Origin of the sequence: Paraglaciecola aquimarina, assembly GCF_032464635.1 — a bacterium.
Taxonomy (GTDB): Bacteria; Pseudomonadota; Gammaproteobacteria; order Enterobacterales; family Alteromonadaceae; genus Paraglaciecola; species Paraglaciecola aquimarina.
On sequence record NZ_JAWDIO010000002.1, the window covers coordinates 3218614 to 3243260 of the forward strand.

Consider the following 24647-nt stretch of genomic DNA (forward strand, 5'->3'; position numbering starts at 1 on the left):
GATGCTTGGTAGGGTATTGTTTAATAGGGACACTCATTAAAAAATCGTCCGCAGTTATAAACAAATAGTCCTCATTGCTTGTTAACGTACAATTTGACGTATTCTCACCCGTTCTGATAATGGCCAGTAATTTAGCTTCTGGCGTCAACAGCCACACGCCACTAAGGTCCTGTGGCAAATATAACGCCACTTGAATGAACCGCTAGTCCGTCAGCTCCACCTTTATGCCCCTCAGTCCCCGCTAAATGATTAGCGTCATGAAATCTGCGTTTGTTTTCAACATTGCCATCGTCCTTAACGTCATATGCCACCCAATGTTGGTCATCTCTGTCTGATACCGCCACATACAACGTTTTTTCGTCTGGTGAAAGCCCTATACCATTCGGATAGGTCAGGGTTTTGTCCAATAAAGTTAACTTACCATTACTACTTAACCGGTATACACCGCTAAAAGATAATTGCTGCATTCTATCGGAATCAGTTTTATTTAGGCCATAAGTTGGGTCGGTAAAATAGATATCACCATTGCTATGTTGCACCAGATCATTTGGGCTATTTAAGCGCTTATCGCCATAGTGAGATACTAGTTTTGTGAAGTTGTGCGCAGGTGCTGTGGTTGGTGCATGCATGATAGAAATTTGTCTCGCGCCCTGTTGCATCAATACCAATTGCTTTTGCTTGTTTATCAATAATCCGTTCGACCCACCGCCGTTTTTCTCCGGTTGCGGTGAGTTATAGCCTGGGTTGTCTAAGTAAAGACTGGTACCAAACTTAGGATCATATTTCATAATTCTATTATTGGGGATATCGGAAAATAGTAGAAACTGACCATCTTCTACCCAAGTCGGTCCCTCAATCCATGTAAACCCGCCACCACGAATGCTAATTTTTGTGTCTTGCTCGATGTAGTCTAATGCCTGTTTATCAAATATTTCGATAAAGCCTACAGTTTGGCTGGCTTTAGGTAACAGCAAAGAGGAGGGGGCGACTGATTCATTTGACTGACAACCACAAAACGAAATCACCAAGGCCAATAGTATTTTTTTCATAAACTTAAGCTTCCATAGTGTGTTAAAGATAACTTTGTAATAGAGAATATGCTAAAAAAGTAGCGTATAAAAATAAACAGCCGCTAAGCGGCTGTCAAAATTGTATAGAAATAGATCCTAAATATTATACGGCTTTGCTTTTATCGCTAGGCAAAGTAACACGCTCAATTTTACCCACCAAAAATAGGTAAGAGCAAAAACCGATACAAGCCAAAGAAGCAATAAAGAATAGAGCAGGGCGGAAATCTCCGTCGGTAACTAAAAAGCCAATAACCACAGGAACAATCACGCCAGCCAAACTACCAACTGCATTCATGCAGCCCCCAACCAATCCAATAAGCTGCTTAGGTGCAAGTAATGATACAAATATCCACGCAATAGATGACAAACCATTACCAAAAAATGCGATGGATAGGAAGGTGATAATTAACGTCGTGTTATCGGTATAGTTAGCGCCTATGATGAACATAGATAGCAACATGCCGATGATCATGGGGGCTTTTCTAGACACTTCCTTTGACACGCCTTTTCTAACTAAAAAGTCAGAAAAGAAACCAGATATCAGCACCCCGCAGAATGCAGCAATAAAAGGTATTGACGCTAAAAATCCTGATTTAATAAAACTTAATCCTCGGTATTCAACCAAATAAGTGGGGAACCAAGTAAGGAAAAAGATCAGCGTGCCACCCAAGCAGAACTGACCGATATAAATTCCCCATAACTTTTGATTAGAAAACACTATTTTTAGGTTTTCCTTAGTTAGTTTAGACTCGTTATCCTCGACTACTGGCTCCACAACCTTTGCTTCGTCTTGGCTTACATGATCAAGTTCAGCCTTAGTTAATACCACTATGGTCTTTCGGGTCGCGGTAAAACACATACCATATTGCAGCCCAAACAAAGCCAATTAAACCAGAAACAATAAACAAGCCTCTCCAGCCAAACGCATCTTGGATCACCACTAGCACCGGCATCAAAAATGCTAGACCAATAAATTGCCCAGAGGTATAAATCGCTATGGCTGAAGCCCTTTCACTTTCTGGAAACCAGCTGGTAACGATCTTGTTATTACAAGGATAAGAAGGGGCTTCGAAAACACCAATGGCCATTCTGCAGCCAATGAGTGCGGTAAACGAGCTGACTAAGCCTTGAACTAAGGTAGCCGCAGACCATAGGACTAAAATCACCGGATAGAGAATTCGCGCTTTTACAAAATCAACCACTATGCCGCCTTGGTATTTGACACAATGAGTAGGTCCAGCCAAAGGCTGAAAATATTAATCCCATTTGAATAGACGTTAGCTGTAAATCATCGGTTAGCGCTGCAGCTGCAACGGAAATATTTGTTCTGTCCATATAATTTATCACAACGCTTAGAAATACTAATCCGAGTATTTGAAAACGCTTTCGTGTTGGCTTTGTTTGCACTGGTACAGATGTTTGCATAATATTAACTCTTATTTTTTATACGGTTATCGTTAAGTGTTGGCCTTACCAATTAGTGTAGGAGCCATCTTTTTTGATTAAACGAGGCGCTTCCCAATATTTGAAATCAAGATCTTTAATTAGCTTTTCGTTCACGTCTACACCCAATCCTGGCCCTTCAGTTACTTCAAAGGTGTTATTTTTTACTAAGGGACGATTAACGAAATATCGATCGAAATCAGACATATCACCATCGTAAGGGTTTAGTTCCAGCCAAGCCATATTACTAATAGCCGCACAATAATGAATGGAGGCGGCTGTACAAATAGGACTCAGAGGATTGTGGGGCATCATGTCTATGTAATGAGATTCACACATGGCCGCTATTTTCATTGACTCAGTAAACCCGCCAGCGTTACAGATGTCTACACGACCAAAGTTAGTAATATTCTTTTCAACGTATGGGGCAAAATCCCATTTACTGGTGAATTCTTCTCCAATTGCAAAAGGCACATCACACATTTGGCGTAAAGCTTGATACGCGGCAGGTGACTCGTCACGTATCGGCTCTTCTATGAAATCTAAGGTGCCACGGGGCATACGTTGAATAAATGCAACGGTTTCAGGCACTGACAATCTATGGTGATAGTCCATTCCTAAAATCACATCTTCGCCTAACGCTTCTCTTGATTTTCTTAGCCATTTAGCGATTAATACTAAATTTTCTGATGGCTCTAGTATCGTAGGTTTATCGGCTACACCATTGAGACCATGGGTGGTACGGATAACATTCCAACCTTCATCTTTAAGCTTAAGCACATCATCAATTAGCTCGGGTCCCATAGGTTTAGTGCTAGTTGCAAATAACGGAATGGTATTTCGCTGTTTACCACCTAGTAGTTTATAAACGGGAATATTCATGCTCTTAGCTACCAGATCATGCAGCGCAATATCAATGGCAGCAATGGCGGCCGCCAATACTCGGCCCCCTCAAAGTATTGACCACGATACATTTCCTGCCACATAGCACCTATTTGAGTAGGATCTCGCCCTACCAAAAATTCGCTAAAGTGCTCAACCGCACCCATCACCGCTTTTTCTCTGCCTGAAAGCCCTGATTCCCCCCAACCATAAATCCCCTGATCGGTTTCGACTTTAACTAGACAAACATTTCTGATGCCAGCCCAAAAGCCGTAGGCTTTAACTTTAGTTATTTTCATTGTAATAAACCTTATTTAACGAAAGTGTCGAGACCAATATTGGCCACTACTATCAATATGTTTAGTTAGAACGGCCATCACGGCCGCTTCGTCTCTTTTTTCAATCCCATCTAAAATTTGTTGATGTTCAACCAAACTTTGTTCAAAGCGACTGGCTGAAAAACTCAAGTTAGCGTGAAAAGCTTGCAACATTAATCTGTTCTTACGCCACAGTCCCAATGCGCGCTTATTGTAATGTTCGTCATACATCAAGCCATGAAACTGAGCATCTAGTTCTCTGTATCTTAAAAAATCCGTCGGTGCTCATAGTTGCTCATTTCGGCTAACACATTCTTTAACGCTGTTATTTGTGCTTCTGAGTGTTCATGAATAAACCACTCGATAAGATACGGCTCCAACAGCTGTAAAATTTCAAACACATCACGCATGGTATGAAATTCGAACTTAGTAACCCTAGAGCCACTATTTGGCAATACGGTAACAAACCCTTCGCCTTGCAGTTGTTTTAGTGCTTCGCGCACAGGATTAATGCTGGTGTCATAAGCTTTGGCCAACTGGGTGGTAACTAACCTATCACCACTTGTTAATTTTCCTTGGGCGATATCGTTCAGTATTTTGGTATAAATCGTGTCTTCTTCAGAAACCAAACGACCCTTGGCATTCAAAATCGTTGCAGTCATAACTATTCACATTATTATTGAAAGATTACACATAATTTAAAGGCAAAATGAGAAAATCACAAGCAATTAATTAACATTTTATTAATAAGTTAGCTGGATAGGGGAGATAAATAGAACAATAACCTTAACAAACCGAGGTAATGAGGCCAGCATTAGAAGCCAAATATACACATCAGCTATGTAGAGTACGCCCTTTGATTGAGAATAGGGGCTCACCCCATTGAAGTGAGCCCTTTTTTATCATTGTCTGCTTGTAGATGTGATCAGCCTTTCAAGCAAACACAGAGTATTCACATACCTCAGCACTTAAGACGCAAGTGAGAAATGATGCGAAGTGAAACGATTAGTGCAGTTTTAGCTTTGTTCCTACTAGGTTACTTACTTTTCTCGTTAGCAAAACAAAACATCCCTTCACCCAACCGTGCACCGCAAATTGGTGCATGTTGTATAAAGAGATATATACCAGCCGCGCTAATCTTCCTTCAATGAACATACTGCTATTTGATAAGCTTCCCATTAAGGAGCCAACCGTACTGTACTTGCTTAAGTGAACGAGAGATCCATAATCGGTATATTGATAGCTTTTAAGTGGCTTGGATTTAAAAGTGTTAATTAAGTTAGTCGCTACAGTCGAGGCCATTTGATGTGCAGATTGCGCACGGGGAGGGACCCAAGCACCGTTTTCTTGCTTAAAACCACAGCAGTCACCTAGTACATAGATGTTATTGTCTACCGTACTGATCAGCTGAGGCGTCACTAGGATTTGTTGTGCGCGGTTGGTTTCAAAAATCCCCATGTTTTGAATAAAATCAGGGGCTTTAACTCCAGCAGCCCATACCATAAGATCCGCAGCAATCAGCTCACCATCACTGGTAACAAACCCTTCTTTTTCCGCTTTAGCCACGCGCGTGCCTTCTAACACCTTAATACCTAGCTTATGCAAAGCCGCTCGCGCTGAGTTAGCGATTTTTTCAGGTAGCGCGGGTAAAATCCGTTCGCCCGCTTCAATGATCGAAATATTCAACCTCTTCGCAGACATCTTAGGCATGCCGTAAGATCTGGCCAAATTGGCAACGTGATGCAATTGGGCTGCTAACTCAGTACCTGTCGCGCCGCCTCCAACAATTGTTACTTGTAACGTTTTGCTGTCATCAGGCTGTTGATTAATACGCAGCAGTTGATTTAACAAAGCTTTATGAAAACGTTCAGCTTGATGTAGCGAATCTAAAAAGTAGGCAAACTTGCTAACACCAGGGGTACCAAAATCGTTACTCACACTACCAATGGCCAAAACTAAATAGTCGTAAGAAATTTGTCTTTCGGGTAGTAACAATCCACCTTCTTCATCGTAAAGGGGGTCAAGACTAATACATTTTTTTGATGATCAACATGACTCATACTGCCCAACTGAAACTGATAATTCAATCGAGCAGCATGGATACTATAATCGACACCATCCGAATTTTTATCAATCACACCCGCAGCTACCTCATGTAGTAAAGGCTTCCAAATGTGCGTGGGTTGTCGGTCAACTAAAATAATTTCAGCTAACTTATTTTTGCCCAGTGTTTTGCTTAAACGACTAACGAGTTCTAAGCCACCCGCACCTCCGCCTACAATTACTATTTTTTGCATAATATTTCCTAAAGTTGACATAAAATTTGGCAGCTTGAACGCAACGGATGGCAGATAAGATACGTGGATATGGGGAAAGTAATAAAGGAAAAAACACACGTGCCACTTGTCATTAAGCTATTGGCCAATTTTCGCATATTGTTATTAAAACTGTCTATCGATTACTTATACACTTGTTATCTAATAAAGCACAAGATTACGGATTTGGCAGTGAGTGTTGGAGTAACACGGGCTTTATAGAGCAACTTGAATAACGCATACAAATATTCTTGAATAATGTATTGCAATTATTTTTGAATATTGCATACTCATTTCAAATTCATTTTAGGCCTTGCACTCAGTCTCATATGGCAACAAAAAATAGTAAAAATATCTCTCAACATGGTGGTACCAGACAAGGCGCTGGCCGACCCAAAATAGCACAACCAAAGCAAAGTGTAAGTTTACGACTTCCCCTGAAATTATCGCTTGGATCGATAACCAACAAGGGAATAGGGCAGAAGTGATAGAACGCTTAGTCAGAGCACGAAAAGACGAACAACTGGATATGTTTGGATAAACTCTACAGAGCATAACTTTTACCCTAATAGTAATTATTTATGGGATCTGTTGGTACTACGTAGCGATGCAATAAGATTGCCCAAGACTTCAGGTTATTCTAGTTACCTGTAACATGTCTCATTTATTTTTTGCTAAGGTTGAGTTACATTATCAATAAGCATTAAATCGTTACAGGTAACATCAGGGTGACAAAAAATACTAATAATAAACAACAAGTAGACCGGTGCTGGCAAAATTATGTCGCGTCTGGGTTAGTTCAAAAAGGATTAACAGCAGCTGATTTCCTGGGAACGGATTACCTATTACCAGAGTTTAGTGTTGATAACCCTAAACAAGCGTTCAAACTTTTAAAAGAACACCTTACCGCAGACGCTTACAGAAAACTAAATGGTCGTTGGAGGAAGTATAAATACAATGCTAGCCATAATAATACTACGCTCACCATTCGTCGGGAAACACTCGAGCGACTCAAACAGGTAGCGCTAAAAGCAGGGTTTAAAGATGACAACTATGATTTATTTCTGGAATATCTTTTAGATCCAGAAGAAGAAATGACTTCGGCTAAAGCTGAAGTGGCAGATATGTCCATGAAAAGTGCTTTGAATATTAATGAAAAAGCGGAGTTGCTACGGGCTAAATTACGTTTTAGAAAAACAACCTATGACTACATGTTGTCCTTAATGGAATATGCTTTCAGGTCAGGATGGCTTGCGGCCAAAAGTTTACCTGCCAAGCGACGCTCCGATGCGGCTTTAGATGAAGCGGTAAAAGAACATGTGTCAGCACTAAAAGGTTTATAGACTATGATAATCAAGTCGACACAGGCGAATTTCATCATTGAATAGTTCTCACCTATAAACATCTCTTTTCTTTGCTTATTTAAACGCTATGCTCCCAGCTAACGCAACTATATAAAAATTACATTTTTTAAATAGTTGTGACTTATTACATGGTAGGTACGTCTTAACTAGCAAACGTCTGTATACACCTAACACAACAACAAAGAAGTTACAGGTTAAAATAGACGATATTCGTTTAAAAGTGCAATAAAATGTCTTATGAGTAGGAAGCGACATTGACCGTAAACAAAACAATTCTGCCTAAATTTTGGAGTGTAGTATGAGAAACGAAGAGAACCAACTAAGGGCACTTTGGGCTGATGACCCAGAGCCCGACAATGAAGAAGACTCCCTAGAAAAACTTTTAAGTAAGTCGAAAAAGATCACCGCAGCCAAAGATGTTATGAGTATTTTTGTAGGTTGGGTATGGGTACTATTTCTAGGGGTTGGTGCGTCTGCATACTCAGCTAAGCGAAGACTTGAGCTGCATAAACAAGAAGCCAGTAAAAAGCCTTTATTCGAATCAAAGCAAACCAATAATAGGAACAACAATGAACATTGATGCGTGGACTCAATCTTTTAATGATGCACTCTCTCAATTTTGGACAGAAATAGCAGGCTTTATACCTAACCTAATTGCGACAGTTATAGTTGTTGTTATAGGACTGTATATTTCAAAACTAGTAACCAAATGGGTAGCTAAACTGGTCGAAAAAGTCGGTTTCAATACATTATGCAATAGGCTAGGCGTTGGCAAAGGCCTCAAAACTCTTGGGGTTGTAGCTTCGCCCTCGCAAGTAGTAGGTGGCGTTTTGCACATATTCTTTGTATTAGTGATTTTAGTCGCTGGCGCAGACACGCTTGGCCTAGACAGATTCTCTGCCATTTTAAACGATTTTGTGTTGTACCTACCTAAAATATTTGGCGCCATTTTAATTACTTTAGTTGGTCTTTTCATTGCATCCAAAGGGAAATCACAAGTTGAGAAGTCCTTAACAAATTTGGGGGTCGAATACGGTTCATCAATTGGTCGCTTGCTTCAAATGCTTGTGTTGTTTATTACCTTCTCATTAGTTGTCGGTCAACTAGAGCTTGAGACCGAATTACTCAACACAATCTTCACTGTGTTGATAGCTAGCTTAGGGATCGCAATGGCGCTTGCTTTAGGCCTTGGGAGTAAAGAAGTGGCAAACAGTATTGTGTCTGGCATTTATGCGCGCGAGCAATTATTACCCGGTGATGAAGTTAAAATTGAGGGGTTTGTTGGCAACGTTGTGATGGTGAGCACAGTCAACACACTGATCGAAAATAAAGATGGTGAACAGCTAAGTATCCCTAATCAAGATTTGCTAACTAAGCAATTTACAATTGTCAGGTTAAGCGACAAGAAATAAAGGGAAATTTATGAAAGCTACAGAGCACGAATCAAATCGTGTCTGTGACCGGCTGTCACAATTGGAAGATAGTGAGTTAGTGCGAATAGCTAAGTTCCAATTACCTTATGTAACAGCAGCCTATGAAGTGCTTTTTCATCGGTATCATAAGCCTTTGGTCAGAATATGTTATCGCTATTTGCGATCTATGGAAGAAGCAGAGGAAACGGTGAGTGACACTATGTTTAATGTTTTTAATAACATTAGGCAATTTGAGCAGCGCGCTAGTTTTAAAACGTGGGTATATAAAATTGCTCACAATTTAGCACTATCTAAGCTTAGAAAGAAACAATTGCAACTAGTGGACATGAATGAGGCGGCCCATGTTGCTGCATTAGAAATAGAGGATGGTACACACGAAAGTAAAAAACAAATCGATCAATGGTTAGACACGCTCAGTATTGAAGACCGCTCTATTATCGTCTTTAGAGTAGTAGGTGATCTGGAATTTTTGGAAATTGCGCAGATTGTCGATCAAAAACTAAGTACAGTAAAAATGCGCTACAAGCGAGCACTAGACAAAATAAAAGAAAAGAGTAATCAACTAGGTTCAGATTAATGAGGGCGTTAATATAATCTGCTTCCTCACTTTGACAAAGGTGCGTAGTAATGTGTAACAATGGCCTAGCAATTCAAAACAGATCCATCAAACACAGCAAAACCAGTATTCCGGCTGACGGCTGTGTAATAAACCTTATTAGTAAGTTGCCGTTGGGTCGAGAGTCATGCTCCTTAGTAGTGACGAATAGTCAAATGAGCATGGCAGAGCCGGTCAAGGAAAAGTTCGAAAAATCACTAAAAGTGATCTTGTGGAGCTGGTTAATAGTAGTCATTTCATGGGCAGTGACTTGATGCCTATCTTATGCAATAGACTTAGCGCGAACAGCATGGCGATCCCATTCTTCAAAAAGGCAGGGACAATCTTGGCTGACAGAAGCTATCCAACTTTCGTAGTTAAAGGGGCTGGCAAGTGAAGTTTGTTGATTATATTTGTCTTGGTTTACTGCTTATATCACCGATGGCTGTATGTGCAGATACTGAACTAAGTGTAGGGATTGACAGCAAATACGTCACAGAGGGTCGAAACAATTTAAGCTTGGGCGGCATTTTTTGGACAAATATTAATTACGCGACATCTGAAAACTGGGCGTTACATGTTACTTATGGCGTTTCAACCGATGCAAAGGTTAGTTATGACGAACTTAACGTGACTATTGCCTATCAAAATACAGTAAATGAGGTTAACTATGTTATTGGCCTTACCCAAATAAAGTTTTTTAAAGACAAAACAAGTGACACAGAGATTTCTTTTGAAACAATCGCTTATCAAGATAATTTTATATCGCCTTATATCAGCGTTGTATACAGCATGTTACAGGCTGGTTTTTTCGGAACTGGGCATTAAAAGTGAACTAGCGATTAACGAAGAGTGGTATCTCATTCCTTATATCGGCGCTGCGTTTGACTATGGCTATACCAGCGGCCAACAATCAGGTTTTAATAACCTTAGACTAGGTGCAGAGCTGGCAGTGAGTGTTTCAGCCGATATGGCGATAAGCGCCTTGTTTGAACAGTCACTTGGCGGCTCATCCATCAAGGACGAACCACAAAACAAAGCGGATATTTCCTATGTTTGGTATTTACTTCACAATGACATTTTAGTTTTGAATTATTTATTGACTCTCGTTACGCAATTGACCGTGTAGATACACCACCCAAGTTACAAACTAGTCCAAATTTTTCATTAGCAATGTCAGCAGAGGTGGCGTTTTTCAACCAACTAAAGAACATAATTTTGGTAAATCAAACATAGTTAGTCTTTGCCTAATATTCTCTTTAAAGGGAATAATGCCCAGAATAATGCACCCAGCAAAAACGACACAATTAACACCATCGCTCGTGGCAACTCAAGCTCCCAAAAAAGAACGTAATGGTGACCATACTGGCGTTTTGAATAATAAAAATCGCAAATAAACATAATACGATACTGTAAATAAATAGTTTAGTCCGCATAACCCTTCCTTATAAAAATGTAAACGCCAGATGTAGTTAACCTGAGTTCTAGATAAGACGTACCGTTTAAGCTAAACACTAACTTACGCTAAGCAATATCAATGTAGTTCAATGGCTTAATATATTTTTGTCTTAATAACCTCAGCTTAATGTTACTCGGCAACGAAATTTTTGGTGTTCAGTTAATAACTGAACCGATAGACGATTGCTAACACCGGGAAGTCACAATTATTTTTAAGTGGCTAACGTTAAATAAAAAATTAGCGAGCGACAAATTTTAGAAAATAGTTGTGACTTATTAAATCAATGTAGCGTCTACCTGAATATTACAATTAATCTGTGAGCGAAGGCTCATTATTTAGACGGAGAAACGACATGAAAACACTATTTATTGTACTGGCGGCCATAGTGGGATTATTAGGCTGCGCTAGTTCGCCCAAAATGGAGGATTTTGCCAACAACCCCGATGGCATGTGGGAGCAAGGTAAAAAATACGCAGAACAAGGCGAGAAGCTAATCATTGAGGGTGAAAAAGGCTTTGGAAGCATCGCGCAAGCAATTACGTGAAGGTGAAGCGTTGATCCAAACTGGTAGCGAAACCATTATTGTCGCGCGTCAAGATTACCAACTAGAGGTGACTCGTATTGGCGGTTCATCTAGCCCGAAAGAAGTGGAGTACGAAGCTAAACGTTTGCAGGCTATTGGTGAACGGTGGGAAGATGGGATTGAGAGCGTGAAAGAAGGGAACGCTTTGATTGCAAAATCTAAAGTTAGCCAAACTAAAGCGCAGCAAAAAGTAAAAGAAGGCCGTCAAATTGCCGAAACTGGCGCTAACTTTATTCGCAATAGCCAGCGAATGAAACTTAATTTGCCCCTTTTAGAAGCACAAGACAGCACAATCAGATAGTACAATCAGATAGTACATGTTAAAAGGCCTGTGTCAAAGCACAGGCCTATTCCTATGGAGTATTAAAATATTTCTTCTTTTCCTATCAGAAAATCATGGGATCGAACGGGAAAGATTTTCAACCGTTAGATTGCCGATAGCAAGTAGCAAACTACCCATGTTCAAGGGCGTACCTTTTCTGGCTTTAAAGAAAAGGGGATTATTGGGTAGGCGCTTGACACTAATATCTCACTGTATTTTTCTATATAGTCAAAATCTAAAAAAGTAGAATTTGCTGGGTAACCTGTTTGATTCAAACTTTTAACCAAGTCTGAATGAACACGTTAAGCATTCTCCTACATACCCGTAGTTAGCTACTCATATAATCTCATTCAATTCAACAATTTGTCAGAGAGTCATACTCAATGCGTACAATCTGGCTATCCACTTCAAACAACTGCCTGATGTGACAGTTGCCGTATATTCTAAATTTAATGGTGGCAATCCCGGTAGTCGTACATAGATAAGATACTATTCACCAGACTAGGCTATTTTTAAATGCCGCCGAACACATCATAAGATACGACTTAATTATTCAGATGATTATGCCGCTAGTAAACTGCAATGCTCAATCACTATAAAAAGTTCCTATAATGTATATTATGTTAAATTTAGTATGTAATTTGCTTTGAGACACTTACCTTTTGGCAAACGGACTCTTAATTGAGATTTGGGACTCAATTAAGATTGGGTCCCCTTAGGACTTTGAAACGTACTTAATTCTGCAATGGCAACTCAAAGCGCTATAGATCGAATTGTTTTTCTGTTCTTTAACAGTATGCGACCATTTTGGTGTCTGTGGCTTGCAGACTGTGTTTTGATTCCCAAATAAACCTATTTCACTAAACGCTTGAATCAACGGCACTGTTTAATCCATTCAACTGGGATCAGATACTCAGCATCATCATCGTCTAAATTTTCAAAATTTGAACAATCACCATCAGTACCTAATTCAAGTAAGGTTTTATTATCATACTTTGTAAATTTGTAATTTTCTGCTCTAGATATTTCACCTGTCACTTTACCGACACCAACAAAGCCCGTCTGAGGAATTTTCACCCATACACGATCACCAATGTCTAACATATTTAATGTGTCAGAATACCATTGACCATGACCTGCTGAAATGTATCCATATTTTAGCGCATCGTTCCAATGACGTTCTTTACCATATCCAAAAGACACATAGAACTCTCCATTCCAAGTTCCTCTTGATTCAGAGAGTTGCAATATAACCATAAACAACGACTAATGCGTGCTGACTAGATTAGAACTATCTAGATAAGTCAACTCCCTCCTATTCTGGTTATATTTTTTTACTCTTTCGACCGAACAATCATGTTATTTTTTAACCTAATCACAGTCGAACTATTTTTACCCAAGCTATTAGCGTATCTATAAAACATGAATACTAGCCTTACTAAGTTCATTCATTCGTTTTTCGCTGTTTTAAATTATTATGTCAAAGCTTTCAGTGCCTTAGCTGAAATAACAAGTGAATACAAAATTGAAAAATAGACTGTACTTACTGATTTAAACTATATAGCTTATCAGTTAACAGGAACGTTAAGAGATGGAGTAATTATGAAAGCTAAGAAGGATGACACATCTTTGACCAATCAATATGTGACAAATGATCCACTTCACCTTTTATTTGATGCAGTCCAGGCCATTTCTGTGCAAGGATACGACCAAGAGCGCAGAGTTATTTACTGGAATGAAGGTAGTGAGCGTCTCTATGGCTACACGAGACAAGAAGCCATGGGGCAAAAAATTGAAGACTTAATTATTCCGCCACAAATGTGTGAAGCAGTGATTGCTGGCCACAAAAATTGGCTGGAAAACAACGTAGAAATCCCTGCCGCCGAGCTTGAGTTACGTAAGAAAAACGGACACAAAGTATCGGTATTTTCTAGTCATATGATGTTTACTAATCAATATAATAAAAAACAAATGTATTGTGTAGACGTTGATCTAACCGAGGTTATAAAAGCGCAGGAACAAGCAACGTTTAATGAGCATATGCTTAGATCGGTATTCAATACCGTGCCAGATTTATTTTTCTTAATGGATGACATAGGCTTCATTGTTGATTTTCATGCCAATCATGAGCAAACGCTTTATGCCACACCAGAGAGATTTATTGGCCGTAATTTAGCCGATATTTTGCCCGCTAAAGCAGCAGCTAGGTTTCAAACTAAGCTTGAGGTGATTAAACAGCAAAATGACATGTTATGTATTGAGTATGATTTAACTTTGCCACAGGGCGTGGTGTATTTTGAAGCACGGATCAGTCATTTAGCAGAATATAACCAGTTTATTGCCATCATTAGAGATGTTACTGAACAGCATAAATCTGCACAACTCATTCGTCATCAAGCTTATTACGATAGCTTAACTTCCCTACCCAACCGATTTTTAGTGCTTGAACGATTAACCGACATACTGGAGCACCCACAAGCTAAGCACACAACCACAACGGTCTTATTCTTAGATATAGATGACTTTAAAAAAGTTAATGATGTATTTGGTCACGAAATTGGCGACAAATTACTAATTCAATCAGGTAACCGTCTACAAAAACTACTTCAGCAAGAAGATGTGGTTGGGCGTTTAGGGGGCGACGAATTTATTGTCCTAATCAGCAGATTAACACGGCCGGAGTGTGTATTAGATTTAATTAAACAGATCCTCAGTGAATTTAGAAAACCTTTTAGTATCAATGGCCGAGAAATAATTCTGTCTGTCAGTATTGGTGTTTCAGCGTACCCCGAGAATGGTACCTGCCCCTCCGTTTTACTGCGCAATGCTGACACGTCCATGTACCAAGCTAAAGCAATGGGCGGCAATACATATTCGTATTTTACCAACGAAATGAATTTGGTGATGAAACGTCGCTTTGAAGTCGAAGAGCAACTGCACGGTGCATTGGCAAGAAATGAGTTTGAAGTGTATTTCCAACCTCAATTTGATACTAATACTCAGCAACTTATTGGTGCCGAAGCCTTACTTCGTTGGCATAGTAGTCATTTAGGTCCGATTAGCCCTGTTGAGTTTATTCCTATTGCAGAACACACTGGACTTATTATTCCTATTGGTGAATTTGTAATAAAACAATCGTTGCATTTTTTGGCTAATTGGCAACAGGAAAAGCAGCAAAACTTTACAATCTCGGTAAATTTATCGCCTCGTCAGTTTAGAGATCCACAATTAATCAATTTCCTAAAGCAAGCGATAAACCAATCTGCTGTGGACCCCCAAAGTGTTGTACTAGAGATTACTGAAGGGGTGTTAATTAATGGTGAGGCGTACATCCGTCAAGCTTTTGCAGAAATGAGCAAACTAGGGGTGAAGCTAGCAATGGATGATTTTGGAACCGGCTACTCTTCTTTAAATTATTTACGCCAATATCCTTTTAAAGAACTCAAGATAGATCGTAGCTTTATTGATGGAATTACCAGCAACTCATCTGACAGAGACTTGGTTAAAGCAACCATTGCCATGTCACATAGTTTAGCTCTGCGAGTCGTAGCAGAAGGTGTTGAGTCTATCGAACAACTGCATTTATTACAGGAGCTGGGCTGCGACTTAGTACAAGGATATTATTTCAGTCAGCCACTGCCCAAAAATCAGTTACTGAATTATTCAGCCAACAATCAATAATAGTGGGCAAATATTCTCGTCAGTGATTCAAGTTGCCCATATATTTATGACTAGACTTAGTAAGATCCTTCGGGCTTGTGGCACGTTTATGTTTGATGTTGGAAATTAAGTTTAACTAACCTGAATTCTGGATAATGTGTACTTGATATGAATATAGAAGATTACGACACAGGCTTCGGACACGCTTTCGATTATCAATCTGTGTATCGCGAAACATGTGAAGTGTGTGACGTTCAGCCAAAACAAATGTAACCAGAATTGCCCAATCTATTGGAGTTAACCGCCGATAGAGCGCCCGCGGACAATGCATGGTGAACGGACTTAAGAGGCGGGTCCCCTCGCCTCGTTTTTTAAGACTAAATCAAAGATGAACGTTAATTTTAGCAGCTGTATTCACTGCCACTTCCACTGCTTTTTCGATAGAGCTGTGACGTTTTAACACCACGCCTAAACGTCGCCTGCCATCAATTTCTGGTTTACCAAACAAGCGAATTTGCGTTTGTGGCTGAGACAATGCCTCTTCGAGACCCGAATAACGGATGTCATTTGACGTCCCTTCTCTTAACACAACAGCGGAAGCACTGGGTCCGTATTGTTCAATTTGATTGATAGGTAAGCCTAATATTGCTCTCGCATGTAGGGCAAATTCTGACAGGTCTTGAGAAATAAGTGTGACCAAACCCGTATCGTGAGGCCTAGGTGAAACCTCACTAAAAATAACCTCATCACCTTTAATAAATAACTCCACCCCAAATAATCCAAAGCCACCTAACGCCTGAACCACGCTTTTCGCTACAGCTTGAGCTTTTTCAATGGCAATAGCCGACATTGCCGCTGGCTGCCATGATTCTCGATAATCACCATCTTCTTGGCGATGACCAATAGGCGCACAATAATGGATCCCGTCTTTGGCACTAATTGTCAGCAATGTAATTTCATAGTCAAAATCGACAAACCCTTCGACAATGACTTTACCTTTGCCGGCACGACCTCCTTCTTGCGCATATTGCCACGCTTTTTCAATCTCATCTTGGCTACGAATAAGAGACTGCCCTTTGCCTGAGGAACTCATGATTGGTTTAACCACGCAAGGTAAACCGACTTGTTCAATACCTGCAGTAAACTGCGCAAAAGTAGCGGCAAACACGTACTGTGAAGTTGGTAACCCCAGAGTTTCAGCGGCTAAACAGCGGATACCCTCTCGGTTCATGGTTAATTGTGTCGCTTTGGCGCTAGGCACAACATTGAACCCTTCAGTTTCTAATTCGGCTAGGGTATCAGTGGCAATTGCTTCTATTTCAGGAACAATGTAATCAGGTTGCTCCTTGTCAACTAATTGCCGTAACGCTTGACCATCGAGCATATTAATAACATAACTTCTATGGGCTACTTGCATACCGGGCGCATTTTCGTATCGGTCAACACCAATGACTTCAATACCTAGTCGTTGCAATTCAATTATTACTTCTTTACCTAATTCACCGCACCCTAACATCATGACTTTTGTCGCAGAAGTTGAACAAGCTGTACCTAACATTAATCCCTCTATTCATTTACAAATACATTTGAAAACAGCATAACTGAAGTTGCCTAAGCACAGTAGTAAAAATATATAACTTAATGATTGAAATAATTAGCACAGAACAAATGTAGCAATTGAAAAGCGCGGCGATCTCCCTAGGCTTTGACAACCTATTTATGCTTGCTTGCGCAGCTCGCTCTGTATTATTGTCTCGTTATGAATAATCTGGCTTTACAGGAGTCTGTCCTGTATACATTAGCAAGTATTATTGGTTGGCTTGTTAAGAGCTTTTATAACTAAAGTGAGATAGAGTGAATGAATAAATGGTGGGGTGACATAAATTTCAAAGTTGACCAAATAAAAGCATGGCGAATAGGTGAGCGTAAAATTTGTGTACAACGCAAACCGTCAGAATGGCTGGTTTGGGATCAACATACCAGCGAGGAGAATTTTGAACCCTTAGTCCTAGAAGAATCGTCTAACGAGCAGTCTTTGTCAGATGTTGTTCCTAAACGATACTTACTGAATAAAACGCTAGGATCATTAAATGTTGCGCCTTTACTCGCCAATCGTTCCGTGATTGTCAGACCAAGTTCAACCTTAAATGTACTGCCAGGTGAAAAAGTCGAGTTATTTGTAAGTTCGCCTATGTGGTTAGCTTTTTACAGCCATGTTAATAGCTCACCAATTAGTGACATACCGTTTTGGCAGCCTTCCGACTCGTGGTTTGGTCCCTCTACTATGGTGGGAGAACTCTGCTATTCCAAATACACCGAAGCAAAGGTTAACCTAACTAATATTCAAAAGCGCTCTCACCGAGCGATTACCACTATCAGTATTTCTAATGAACACGATGAATTATTAGTGATCGATAGAATTAGCCTACCCTTACCTTTTTTAAATTTATACGTGGATAGCAGTGAGCAATTTTGGACGGATAAAATATGCCTAATACATCATTTAGATGGAGATCGCCCCTCTTTTAGGATAGATAAACTGATGAAGAATAATGCCCAATCAGCCCTAGAACTCGTGTCTATGGCCAGAGAAAAAACAGACGAGCATACATTTATGCGCTCCATTAAAAGCTTAGTGGCGTAGAGGTCAACACACAATGGAAGAAACAAACACAACACTTACCTTAATGCAGCAATTCCATGTATTTGCCATTGCTAAAGGTTTTTTAATATTAATCATAGGTTATTTGCTAGCGCGTCTAGCACGCAATGGGGTTGGGCGCTTAAAAATTGCGCAACTAACAACACACGGTATGACGCTGTTAAAAGAGTCATTTTTTACGGCATATTAATTCTTACTTTTATTTCGGTAATGAAAGAGCTAGGGTTTGATCTTAGCGTTGTATTGGGAGCCGCTGGCATTTTTAGTGTTGCTATCGGTTTTGCCTCGCAAACATCCGCCTCAAATTTAATAAGCGGACTATTCTTGATGATGGAACGGCCTTTCTCAATCGGAGACGTGATAAGAGTTGACTCAACCACCGGAGAGGTTATTTCAATTGATTTATTGTCGGTTAAAATAAGAACCTTTGATAATTTGTTTGTTCGTATTCCAAATGAATCAATGATTAAAACGCAAGTTACCACCTTGACTAAATTTCCGATCCGCAGAGCAGACTTACAAATTGGTATTGCTTACAAAGAAGATATTGAGACAGTAAAAGAAATACTCATGGCTATAGCCACTAAAAATACCCTGTGCTTAGATGAACCATCACCTCTATTTATTTTACTAGGGTTTGGCTCTTCGTCCGTTGATATCCAATTCTCAGTTTGGGCTAAAAGAGAAAACTTCTTAACTTTAAAAAATACGATGTACCAAGAAATCAAAAAGACATTTGATCAACAAGATATTGAAATACCCTTCCCTCATATCAGTTTGTATTCAGGCGAAGCTAGCAAACCCATATCTGTGGTCATGGATAACGATAAAGCGCCACGACCATAAAAGCTTACCATGTTGATGGTTTTTACAAAGTGACACCTGCACTGGGTATGGGGTAAGCTCACGTTAGATCATCGAGCACTGCATTTTATATAACACCATGAAATGCAATGCTCGACAATGATGCCCACAAGGGAGCGTAGCAATACCATTAACTCTGATTATGGGCGACGTATTCTTTGTATTCGTCTAACTTAGCTTGCGCCTCATCTCCAAACAGAATACGACAAGCTTCTAATAAGCCTGGATCAGATAAGATTTCTTGTTGAGTTAACACTAGAGAAATTTTCGAACGTCTTCTTAAAAAGTCATCTAGTTTAGTCACCATTTCTCGCTGCGCGGCATGCTCTAACTCAACGGTTAAATACTCAGAATTCTTAATTAACAATTCGCCCTTGTGAGGATTTTCACGAATACTCTCTAGCATGTTTATCGCATTTCTGCCGTATCGTCGCCAAAATCGCTGAGTTAACGGCTCAGACGATGACGCTGGGGTTAATGAATCAAAATCCATCAGCTCGGCTCTATGTAAGAACTCCTCTTTGATACTGTTATCTGGCTCGCCATACCACTTTTTACTGGCATAAGGCAGGTTAATTCCAAAGTCTTTAACAATATTGGCCACTTCATTGCCAACATTTATACAGTCCGTTAGTTTGCCACCAAAAATAGACATATAACGACTAGTGTGATTAGTATCAATGGCATGTTTTCTTGATAATTGCACCCAATCAGCTTTGCCATTTTTACCTTTTATTGCAAGGGGTCTTACCCCACAGCGCTCAGATATCACATCTTCTTTAGTGATAGGCTTTTCAAGATCTAAAAGCTTGTTGACGTTATCTAAAACAAATTGACGATCTGCTTCAGTTACCTTGGCATGGGGGCTTTCGACTTGCGTATCAGTGGTGCCTATGCAGGTTTTTGTTCCCATAGGGATAACAAAAAACAAGCGACCATCATCAGCAAAGAACGTGAGCACTTTATTGCTGTCGGTAATTTTATCAACAATTAAATGGATCCCTTTAGAAAAAACATGATGATGCTCTGTTTGTTCACCAACAACATTATTAACCGGGTCAACAAAAGGACCACAAGCATTGATGATGCACTTAGAGCGGATTTCCATTTCTTCACCGCTAATGGTGTCTCTGGCCTTCGTTAGCCAAACATCCCCTACTTTTTGTGCCCCTAATGACTCAACATAATTAGCCGCAATACAGCCATAGCTCATGCTAGAACGAATAAAATTGAAGACAAATCTAGCATCGTTATCATACAAGTAACAATCTGAATATTCGAATCCACCATTGACATTGTTGGTATCAATCACTTGTTCCAAGCTTTTGATCTTTTTAGCTGATAAGTAGCTAGGTAACTTTGTAAAAAATCGCCCCATTGCCCAATACAGCAATGTCCCCATATAAATGAAAAATGGAGGAAAGCGAAACCCCTTTTGGATACTGGTTAAAAAGCGGATCTCTTTTACCGTTGATGGGTAACTGCGCATTAAATGGTTACGACTTTTACACAATTTGTTGACCAATGCGTATTCATAACTCTCTAAATATTTAATACCGCCCCAAGCTAAGTTTGATGAGTTAGAACTAGTAAACCCAGCAAAATCACCTTTGTCGATCAGCGCCACTTTCACGCCTTTTGCTGCGAGCGCGGCGGCAGACACCGCACCATTTATGCCTCCACCAAGTATGAGTACATCAAACTCGTTTTTTGGCAGCTTTTTGATATTACTCTTACGTAAATTGTTCATGCTATTTTCTACTAAGTTAAAGGGTTATGAATTGGTTTGTGGTGTATTTGCCCACGACAACTGCGCACGTTGTCCATACACGAATTTGTTGATTAATAGCGCGACAGAGACACAAGAAATTAGGGTAATAAACATCAAGTGAATGTAATGCAATCCAAACGGAGCATGAAAAGGAGAGAACTCGAAAGACAGCAAGGCATACAACACAACACCAAATATTACCGCCGTAATTCCGGCTCCAGCTTGAACATTTTTGAAGCCTAATCCAACGATAAAGATTGATAATATAGGCATACTAAATAGTCCCCAAAGTTGCTGTATCAAGTTTAAGATACTGTCTGCTTGTGCGTAAACAGGCACTAAAATAAGTGTAATAACCGTTAACCCAGCCGTGATCCAAGCACTTAATTTAGGTACGTTAATATTATGGTTAATATAAGGTTCGTGAATATCACAAACGTATAACGCAGTCGCAGAGTTTAAGTTACTGTTAAAGGTAGACAGTACGGCGGCAGCCATTGCAGCAGCAAAGATACCTGATAACCAAGACGGTAATAAATCACCAACAATCCTGCCGTAAGCAGCATCACCAATGTCACCATATAATTCAAATGCAACAATACCTGGAATACAAATAATCGCCGGTACGATTAAAATACGTAAACCTATGGCTGCAAATACACCTTTTTGGGCTTCTTTTAAGTTAGGCGCGGCCATTGCTCTTTGCGTGATGACTTGGTTCGTTCCCCAATAAAACATCTGGATAAATAGCATACCGGTTAAGAGTGTATGCCATGGAATAGGCGAGTCATTGTCACCAATTAACGTCAGCCTTTCAGCAGGGATATTTGAAAAGTCATAGTCGATTGCATTTAAAGATAAAAAGACGACTAATACCGCCATACTCAACAACAGCACGCCCGAATAAGTATCAGATACCGCGACCGCTCTAAGGCCACCAAAAATCGCATACATCGCACCTAACGTAGCAAATGCAATAGCGATATACATCAGAGGAATATCCACATTAAACATGGTTTTCATAAACAACGCGCCCGAATAAATCACCGCAGGGCAAAAAACTAACGCACTACTTAAAAAGAAAAGTATCCCGATAACAGCTCGTATGTGTTTGTTATTATAGCGTTTTTCTAATAGTTCAGTAGTAGTGGTGCATTGATATCTGTAATAAACAGGTAAGAAAACTTTGGCTAAAATGATTAAGCCAATTACCGCGGCAAATTCCCACCATGCAAGTAGAAACATTTGATTGCCATTTGTCCCAACCAACTGGTCAGTACTTAGGTTGGTTAGTGTGATCGAGCCCGCTACAAAGTACCATTTCAAGCCACCACCGGCGAGAAAGAACTCTCTATTTTGCTGACCTTCTGAGGTACCCGCGCCGCGGCCCTTTCCTTTACATTGCATATAAGTTAGCAACGCAATAAATGCCGTAACTAACGAAAATACAAGTATCTGAACGATATGATCTGCCACTTTTTTTCCCCTATTGACTTAATATAGTAATGTGTTTAATTGAAATAGTTCTGCCACATAAAAGACTTAGAATTTTGATTTAGTGAGTTCCAATTTTACGTTTTGTATTTGGCTAGACGACTGACGATTATTATGTTTTTGCACTAAGTTATTGAATTGCGAAATTGACAATAATATGCCGTTAAGAGGCGTTAAATATCCGAGTCTATTTAACTCTCCCAATTTGCTATCGGACAACGTATGTAACTTATCCTCATTAATAGTATATAGACCGGTAAGTGTTTGCAGGCTTTGATCTTGATATTGAACGATGACATTTATTGATTTTAATAAGTCTAATTCATCGAGAGTCTTACCAAACTTAAAGGTTTGTATGTCATTTTGGATATCAGCCTCTAATAGGTTTTTTACTCGGTTTAGAAACATTGAGCCTTTACCATTTGACTCGAACAAGACCTCACCCTCAGCGTCAGAAAATGCCGGATTAGTCTCATCAATTCCGATGGTATAGTCTTTGTCAGATTGCGCAGAATTCATTAAATAGAATGGGTAACTTTGCATACAACTAGGGCGATACGTCGCTTGCCATTGATTACGTTCGACGAAAAGGCTATTGCCCACCTCAAAACTGGTTATAGCGGATAAGTGCCAATAACCAGTTTGCATACTCTTGTTAAAAAGTAACGGGAAATTACAGATACTCTGAGCCACTTCATTGACTCGAATATTCAGTAAATGCTGTTTAGCGACAAATTGAATGGCGCTATCTGGATTGAGTTTTAAAGCTCGATGAGCAGAGCTAGAGAGTTCGACTAATTGCGCCACGTTTAAATTCCTTTCGTTCTACTAGATAACCACTTTTCAATGTAATCGCGGTGTAAAGGTAAAGTGCCTAACATTTGCTGTGTTAGTTGTTGATTTCGTTTTATAATTTTATCTGCTTGTATCTGTTCGTCGTACAAGTAAGCTTGCCTTTCAAATTCTGGGGTAAACTCCATCCCATACAATACATACTGGTAACTAGCTGCTGGAAAAAGTTCTGTTGAGCTCGTGAAATCAGCTAAGGTAGGGCCACGGTATTTCCAAATCGCCAAGTCTTCGCGTAAGCTTTCAGGTATCGAATCGGCTTGGCAATGGGCTTGCCAATATGGCTCAGGACGCTTGGTTAGCATGTAATGAAATTTCAAAAAATCAATGATTCGTTGCCAACGATAGTCCATTTGCTGATTAAAACGTTTGGCCACTATGGGCATTAAAGACGAGTCTGGTGGTAAGTTTTCAGCAATGTAGCGAGCTGATATTTCAACCAGCATTATGGCTGTGGCTTCCAATGGCTCAACAAAACCTGCGGCCATGCCGACGGCTACACAATTGCCTTTCCAGAACTGCTTTCTGTGGCCTGATTGAAAACTAATTTTGCGAGGGGTTAAACCTTCTGCATCGGCACCTAGATAAGCCCGTAAATTAGCTTCGGCCTCATCATCAGACAAAAATTCACTGGCATAAACGTGCCCTACTCCACGCCTATTGGTCAATCCTATATCCCAGATCCAGCCAGCATTTTGCGCGGTGGCAATTGTATGACAAGCAATATCTTGTTGAGGATCGTTATAAGGTACATGCATGGCTAACGCGCTGTCGTTAAATAGTACTTTATCGGTTTTGATAAAAGGTACATCTAAGGCTTTACCTAACAACAGTGATGAGAAACCACTGCAATCAACAAATAGATCGGCATATAAAACGCCGCTATTTTCAAGTTCAATCGACTCGATATATTGCTGCTCAACAGTAGCGACATGTCTAACTGTGTCGACCACATGATGCACCTTTAACTTAGTTTTACAGTGTTTTTTTAGTAAATCAGCAAAGGCTCCCGCGTCCAAATGATAGCCGTAATTGCACTGACCTTGGTAGTCAGCATCAGCCATGGTTCTCGGTGCTAAACCGGCATCTGCTACTTGATATTGGAAATTCGAGTCAATGGCAAAATTTTCTATTTTATCTACATATGGCGCTAAGTCGATTCGACCGTAGCCTAAAGGTAAAGTAAAAGGATGGTAGTAGAAATCGCCACTACCATGTACCCATTCAACAAATTTACCGCCTTGTTTAAAAGTCGCATGGCAATGAGTAAAGAAATCGGCTTCGCTGATGCCAATTTGTTGAAGGGTATTTTTCATTGTCGGCCAAGTCCCTTCGCCCACTCCAACTGTTGGAATATCGGAAGACTCGACTAAAGTTACTTTACATTGTTCAGCATCAGATTTTTGATGGTGTGCGGCAATAATAGCCGCGCTTAACCAGCCTGCTGTACCTCCACCTACAATCACAATTTCTTTAACCTGAGATGTCATTTACTTTATTCCATTTGACTTAGTTTGCATGATTGAAACATGAACTGTTTATCTATTAACCATTATTCAAATAC

Annotated in this window: 27 protein-coding genes and 1 pseudogene; 13 read left to right on the forward strand and 15 right to left on the reverse strand. The window is 39.9% G+C overall.

Features of this window, described 5'->3' with window-relative positions; all coding sequences use genetic code 11:
* Window positions 1–161 precede the first annotated feature (161 nt).
* From RS130_RS15955 to RS130_RS15995, 9 genes and pseudogenes are all read right to left on the reverse strand, one after another.
* Window positions 162–1049, reverse strand: coding sequence for an SMP-30/gluconolactonase/LRE family protein (locus RS130_RS15955; protein WP_316026739.1), 888 nt, complete (start codon window positions 1047–1049; stop codon window positions 162–164).
* Between the two features lie 124 nt (window positions 1050–1173).
* Window positions 1174–1929, reverse strand: a complete 756-nt coding sequence (locus RS130_RS15960) for an MFS transporter (protein ID WP_316026740.1) — start codon at window positions 1927–1929, stop codon at window positions 1174–1176.
* Window positions 1886–2272: an MFS transporter gene (locus RS130_RS15965; RefSeq protein ID WP_316026741.1), complete on the reverse strand. Its 387-nt coding sequence runs from the start codon at window positions 2270–2272 to the stop codon at window positions 1886–1888. The genes RS130_RS15960 and RS130_RS15965 overlap by 44 nt, the downstream gene beginning before the upstream one ends.
* Window positions 2265–2495 (reverse strand): hypothetical protein, encoded by a 231-nt coding sequence (locus tag RS130_RS15970; protein ID WP_316026742.1) that lies wholly within the window; start codon window positions 2493–2495, stop codon window positions 2265–2267. Before RS130_RS15970 ends, RS130_RS15965 begins: the two co-directional genes overlap by 8 nt.
* Before the next feature lie 45 nt (window positions 2496–2540).
* Window positions 2541–3452, reverse strand: a complete 912-nt coding sequence (locus RS130_RS15975; protein ID WP_316026743.1) for a mandelate racemase/muconate lactonizing enzyme family protein — start codon at window positions 3450–3452, stop codon at window positions 2541–2543.
* The gene (locus RS130_RS15980) at window positions 3404–3694 is read right to left on the reverse strand and encodes an enolase-like domain-containing protein (protein ID WP_316026744.1); all 291 of its coding nucleotides are present in this window, start codon (window positions 3692–3694) and stop codon (window positions 3404–3406) included. Before RS130_RS15980 ends, RS130_RS15975 begins: the two co-directional genes overlap by 49 nt.
* A gap of 15 nt (window positions 3695–3709) precedes the next feature.
* The gene (locus tag RS130_RS15985) at window positions 3710–3943 is read right to left on the reverse strand and encodes an FCD domain-containing protein (RefSeq protein WP_316026745.1); all 234 of its coding nucleotides are present in this window, start codon (window positions 3941–3943) and stop codon (window positions 3710–3712) included.
* Window positions 3944–3978: 35 nt separating this feature from the next.
* Window positions 3979–4374 carry a GntR family transcriptional regulator gene (locus RS130_RS15990; protein ID WP_316026746.1) on the reverse strand — a complete coding sequence of 132 codons (396 nt, stop codon included), beginning with the start codon at window positions 4372–4374 and terminating at the stop codon, window positions 3979–3981.
* Between the two features lie 343 nt (window positions 4375–4717).
* Window positions 4718–6009: pseudogene (locus RS130_RS15995) on the reverse strand (NAD(P)/FAD-dependent oxidoreductase).
* Window positions 6010–6755: 746 nt separating this feature from the next.
* On the opposite strand from RS130_RS15995, the gene RS130_RS16000 reads away from it, so the two are divergent.
* The 9 genes from RS130_RS16000 (at window position 6756) to RS130_RS16040 (ending at window position 11762) form a co-directional block, all read left to right on the forward strand.
* Window positions 6756–7370: a hypothetical protein gene (locus tag RS130_RS16000; RefSeq protein WP_316026747.1), complete on the forward strand. Its 615-nt coding sequence runs from the start codon at window positions 6756–6758 to the stop codon at window positions 7368–7370.
* A gap of 319 nt (window positions 7371–7689) precedes the next feature.
* The gene (locus RS130_RS16005; RefSeq protein WP_316026748.1) at window positions 7690–7971 is read left to right on the forward strand and encodes a hypothetical protein; all 282 of its coding nucleotides are present in this window, start codon (window positions 7690–7692) and stop codon (window positions 7969–7971) included.
* The gene (locus tag RS130_RS16010; RefSeq protein WP_316026749.1) at window positions 7961–8803 is read left to right on the forward strand and encodes a mechanosensitive ion channel family protein; all 843 of its coding nucleotides are present in this window, start codon (window positions 7961–7963) and stop codon (window positions 8801–8803) included. The genes RS130_RS16005 and RS130_RS16010 overlap by 11 nt, the downstream gene beginning before the upstream one ends.
* Window positions 8804–8813: 10 nt before the next feature.
* Entirely contained in the window at window positions 8814–9401 is a 588-nt protein-coding gene (locus tag RS130_RS16015) for a sigma-70 family RNA polymerase sigma factor (protein WP_316026750.1), read from the forward strand.
* A 50-nt stretch (window positions 9402–9451) separates the two neighbouring features.
* Window positions 9452–9694 carry a hypothetical protein gene (locus tag RS130_RS16020; protein WP_316026751.1) on the forward strand — a complete coding sequence of 81 codons (243 nt, stop codon included), beginning with the start codon at window positions 9452–9454 and terminating at the stop codon, window positions 9692–9694.
* A gap of 118 nt (window positions 9695–9812) precedes the next feature.
* Window positions 9813–10247 carry a hypothetical protein gene (locus RS130_RS16025; protein WP_316026752.1) on the forward strand — a complete coding sequence of 145 codons (435 nt, stop codon included), beginning with the start codon at window positions 9813–9815 and terminating at the stop codon, window positions 10245–10247.
* Window positions 10201–10548 (forward strand): hypothetical protein, encoded by a 348-nt coding sequence (locus RS130_RS16030; RefSeq protein ID WP_316026753.1) that lies wholly within the window; start codon window positions 10201–10203, stop codon window positions 10546–10548. Before RS130_RS16025 ends, RS130_RS16030 begins: the two co-directional genes overlap by 47 nt.
* Window positions 10549–11230: 682 nt before the next feature.
* On the forward strand, window positions 11231–11422 hold the full coding sequence (locus tag RS130_RS16035; protein WP_316026754.1) for a hypothetical protein: 192 nt from the start codon (window positions 11231–11233) through the stop codon (window positions 11420–11422).
* Entirely contained in the window at window positions 11394–11762 is a 369-nt protein-coding gene (locus RS130_RS16040; RefSeq protein WP_316026755.1) for a hypothetical protein, read from the forward strand. The genes RS130_RS16035 and RS130_RS16040 overlap by 29 nt, the downstream gene beginning before the upstream one ends.
* A gap of 894 nt (window positions 11763–12656) precedes the next feature.
* On the opposite strand, the gene RS130_RS16045 is transcribed toward RS130_RS16040, so the two are convergent.
* On the reverse strand, window positions 12657–13040 hold the full coding sequence (locus RS130_RS16045; RefSeq protein WP_316026756.1) for a hypothetical protein: 384 nt from the start codon (window positions 13038–13040) through the stop codon (window positions 12657–12659).
* A 345-nt stretch (window positions 13041–13385) separates the two neighbouring features.
* Here RS130_RS16045 and RS130_RS16050 point away from each other — a divergent pair, with 345 nt between their 5' ends.
* Entirely contained in the window at window positions 13386–15464 is a 2079-nt protein-coding gene (locus RS130_RS16050; protein WP_316026757.1) for a sensor domain-containing protein, read from the forward strand.
* Between the two features lie 361 nt (window positions 15465–15825).
* Here the strand turns inward: RS130_RS16050 and purT are convergent, their stop codons facing one another.
* Window positions 15826–17001: a formate-dependent phosphoribosylglycinamide formyltransferase gene (gene purT / locus RS130_RS16055; protein WP_316026758.1), complete on the reverse strand. Its 1176-nt coding sequence runs from the start codon at window positions 16999–17001 to the stop codon at window positions 15826–15828.
* Between the two features lie 300 nt (window positions 17002–17301).
* Here purT and RS130_RS16060 point away from each other — a divergent pair, with 300 nt between their 5' ends.
* Genes RS130_RS16060 through RS130_RS16070 form a run of 3 tightly spaced genes read left to right on the forward strand, consistent with a single transcriptional unit; the run spans window position 17302 to window position 18951 of the window.
* Window positions 17302–18087, forward strand: a complete 786-nt coding sequence (locus tag RS130_RS16060) for a DUF432 domain-containing protein (protein ID WP_316026759.1) — start codon at window positions 17302–17304, stop codon at window positions 18085–18087.
* Between the two features lie 13 nt (window positions 18088–18100).
* Window positions 18101–18295 carry a hypothetical protein gene (locus RS130_RS16065; protein ID WP_316026760.1) on the forward strand — a complete coding sequence of 65 codons (195 nt, stop codon included), beginning with the start codon at window positions 18101–18103 and terminating at the stop codon, window positions 18293–18295.
* Window positions 18296–18315: 20 nt separating this feature from the next.
* Window positions 18316–18951 (forward strand): mechanosensitive ion channel family protein, encoded by a 636-nt coding sequence (locus RS130_RS16070; RefSeq protein WP_316026761.1) that lies wholly within the window; start codon window positions 18316–18318, stop codon window positions 18949–18951.
* Between the two features lie 148 nt (window positions 18952–19099).
* Here RS130_RS16070 and RS130_RS16075 read toward each other — a convergent pair whose 3' ends face one another.
* The 4 genes from RS130_RS16075 to RS130_RS16090 all read right to left on the reverse strand — a co-directional run bounded on the left by RS130_RS16075 (window position 19100) and on the right by RS130_RS16090 (window position 24573).
* Window positions 19100–20719: a glycerol-3-phosphate dehydrogenase/oxidase gene (locus RS130_RS16075; protein WP_316026762.1), complete on the reverse strand. Its 1620-nt coding sequence runs from the start codon at window positions 20717–20719 to the stop codon at window positions 19100–19102.
* A gap of 24 nt (window positions 20720–20743) precedes the next feature.
* On the reverse strand, window positions 20744–22216 hold the full coding sequence (locus RS130_RS16080) for an SLC5 family protein (RefSeq protein WP_316026763.1): 1473 nt from the start codon (window positions 22214–22216) through the stop codon (window positions 20744–20746).
* A gap of 66 nt (window positions 22217–22282) precedes the next feature.
* Window positions 22283–23041, reverse strand: coding sequence for a SapC family protein (locus RS130_RS16085; protein ID WP_316026764.1), 759 nt, complete (start codon window positions 23039–23041; stop codon window positions 22283–22285).
* 2 nt (window positions 23042–23043) lie between these two features.
* The gene (locus tag RS130_RS16090; protein ID WP_316026765.1) at window positions 23044–24573 is read right to left on the reverse strand and encodes a tryptophan halogenase family protein; all 1530 of its coding nucleotides are present in this window, start codon (window positions 24571–24573) and stop codon (window positions 23044–23046) included.
* Window positions 24574–24647 lie beyond the last annotated feature (74 nt).

Coding starts and splice junctions, on each gene's coding strand:
- RS130_RS15955 (WP_316026739.1), bottom strand. CDS start 1,049: ATGAAAAAAATACTATTGGCCTTGGTGATTTCGTTTTGTGGTTGTCAG.
- RS130_RS15960 (WP_316026740.1), bottom strand. CDS start 1,929: ATGTGTTTTACCGCGACCCGAAAGACCATAGTGGTATTAACTAAGGCT.
- RS130_RS15970 (WP_316026742.1), bottom strand. CDS start 2,495: ATGCAAACATCTGTACCAGTGCAAACAAAGCCAACACGAAAGCGTTTT.
- RS130_RS15980 (WP_316026744.1), bottom strand. CDS start 3,694: ATGAAAATAACTAAAGTTAAAGCCTACGGCTTTTGGGCTGGCATCAGA.
- RS130_RS15985 (WP_316026745.1), bottom strand. CDS start 3,943: ATGTATGACGAACATTACAATAAGCGCGCATTGGGACTGTGGCGTAAG.
- RS130_RS15990 (WP_316026746.1), bottom strand. CDS start 4,374: ATGACTGCAACGATTTTGAATGCCAAGGGTCGTTTGGTTTCTGAAGAA.
- RS130_RS16005 (WP_316026748.1), top strand. CDS start 7,690: ATGAGAAACGAAGAGAACCAACTAAGGGCACTTTGGGCTGATGACCCA.
- RS130_RS16010 (WP_316026749.1), top strand. CDS start 7,961: ATGAACATTGATGCGTGGACTCAATCTTTTAATGATGCACTCTCTCAA.
- RS130_RS16015 (WP_316026750.1), top strand. CDS start 8,814: ATGAAAGCTACAGAGCACGAATCAAATCGTGTCTGTGACCGGCTGTCA.
- RS130_RS16020 (WP_316026751.1), top strand. CDS start 9,452: ATGTGTAACAATGGCCTAGCAATTCAAAACAGATCCATCAAACACAGC.
- RS130_RS16035 (WP_316026754.1), top strand. CDS start 11,231: ATGAAAACACTATTTATTGTACTGGCGGCCATAGTGGGATTATTAGGC.
- RS130_RS16045 (WP_316026756.1), bottom strand. CDS start 13,040: ATGGTTATATTGCAACTCTCTGAATCAAGAGGAACTTGGAATGGAGAG.
- RS130_RS16050 (WP_316026757.1), top strand. CDS start 13,386: ATGAAAGCTAAGAAGGATGACACATCTTTGACCAATCAATATGTGACA.
- purT (WP_316026758.1), bottom strand. CDS start 17,001: ATGTTAGGTACAGCTTGTTCAACTTCTGCGACAAAAGTCATGATGTTA.
- RS130_RS16060 (WP_316026759.1), top strand. CDS start 17,302: ATGAATAAATGGTGGGGTGACATAAATTTCAAAGTTGACCAAATAAAA.
- RS130_RS16065 (WP_316026760.1), top strand. CDS start 18,101: ATGGAAGAAACAAACACAACACTTACCTTAATGCAGCAATTCCATGTA.
- RS130_RS16070 (WP_316026761.1), top strand. CDS start 18,316: ATGAAAGAGCTAGGGTTTGATCTTAGCGTTGTATTGGGAGCCGCTGGC.
- RS130_RS16075 (WP_316026762.1), bottom strand. CDS start 20,719: ATGAACAATTTACGTAAGAGTAATATCAAAAAGCTGCCAAAAAACGAG.
- RS130_RS16090 (WP_316026765.1), bottom strand. CDS start 24,573: ATGACATCTCAGGTTAAAGAAATTGTGATTGTAGGTGGAGGTACAGCA.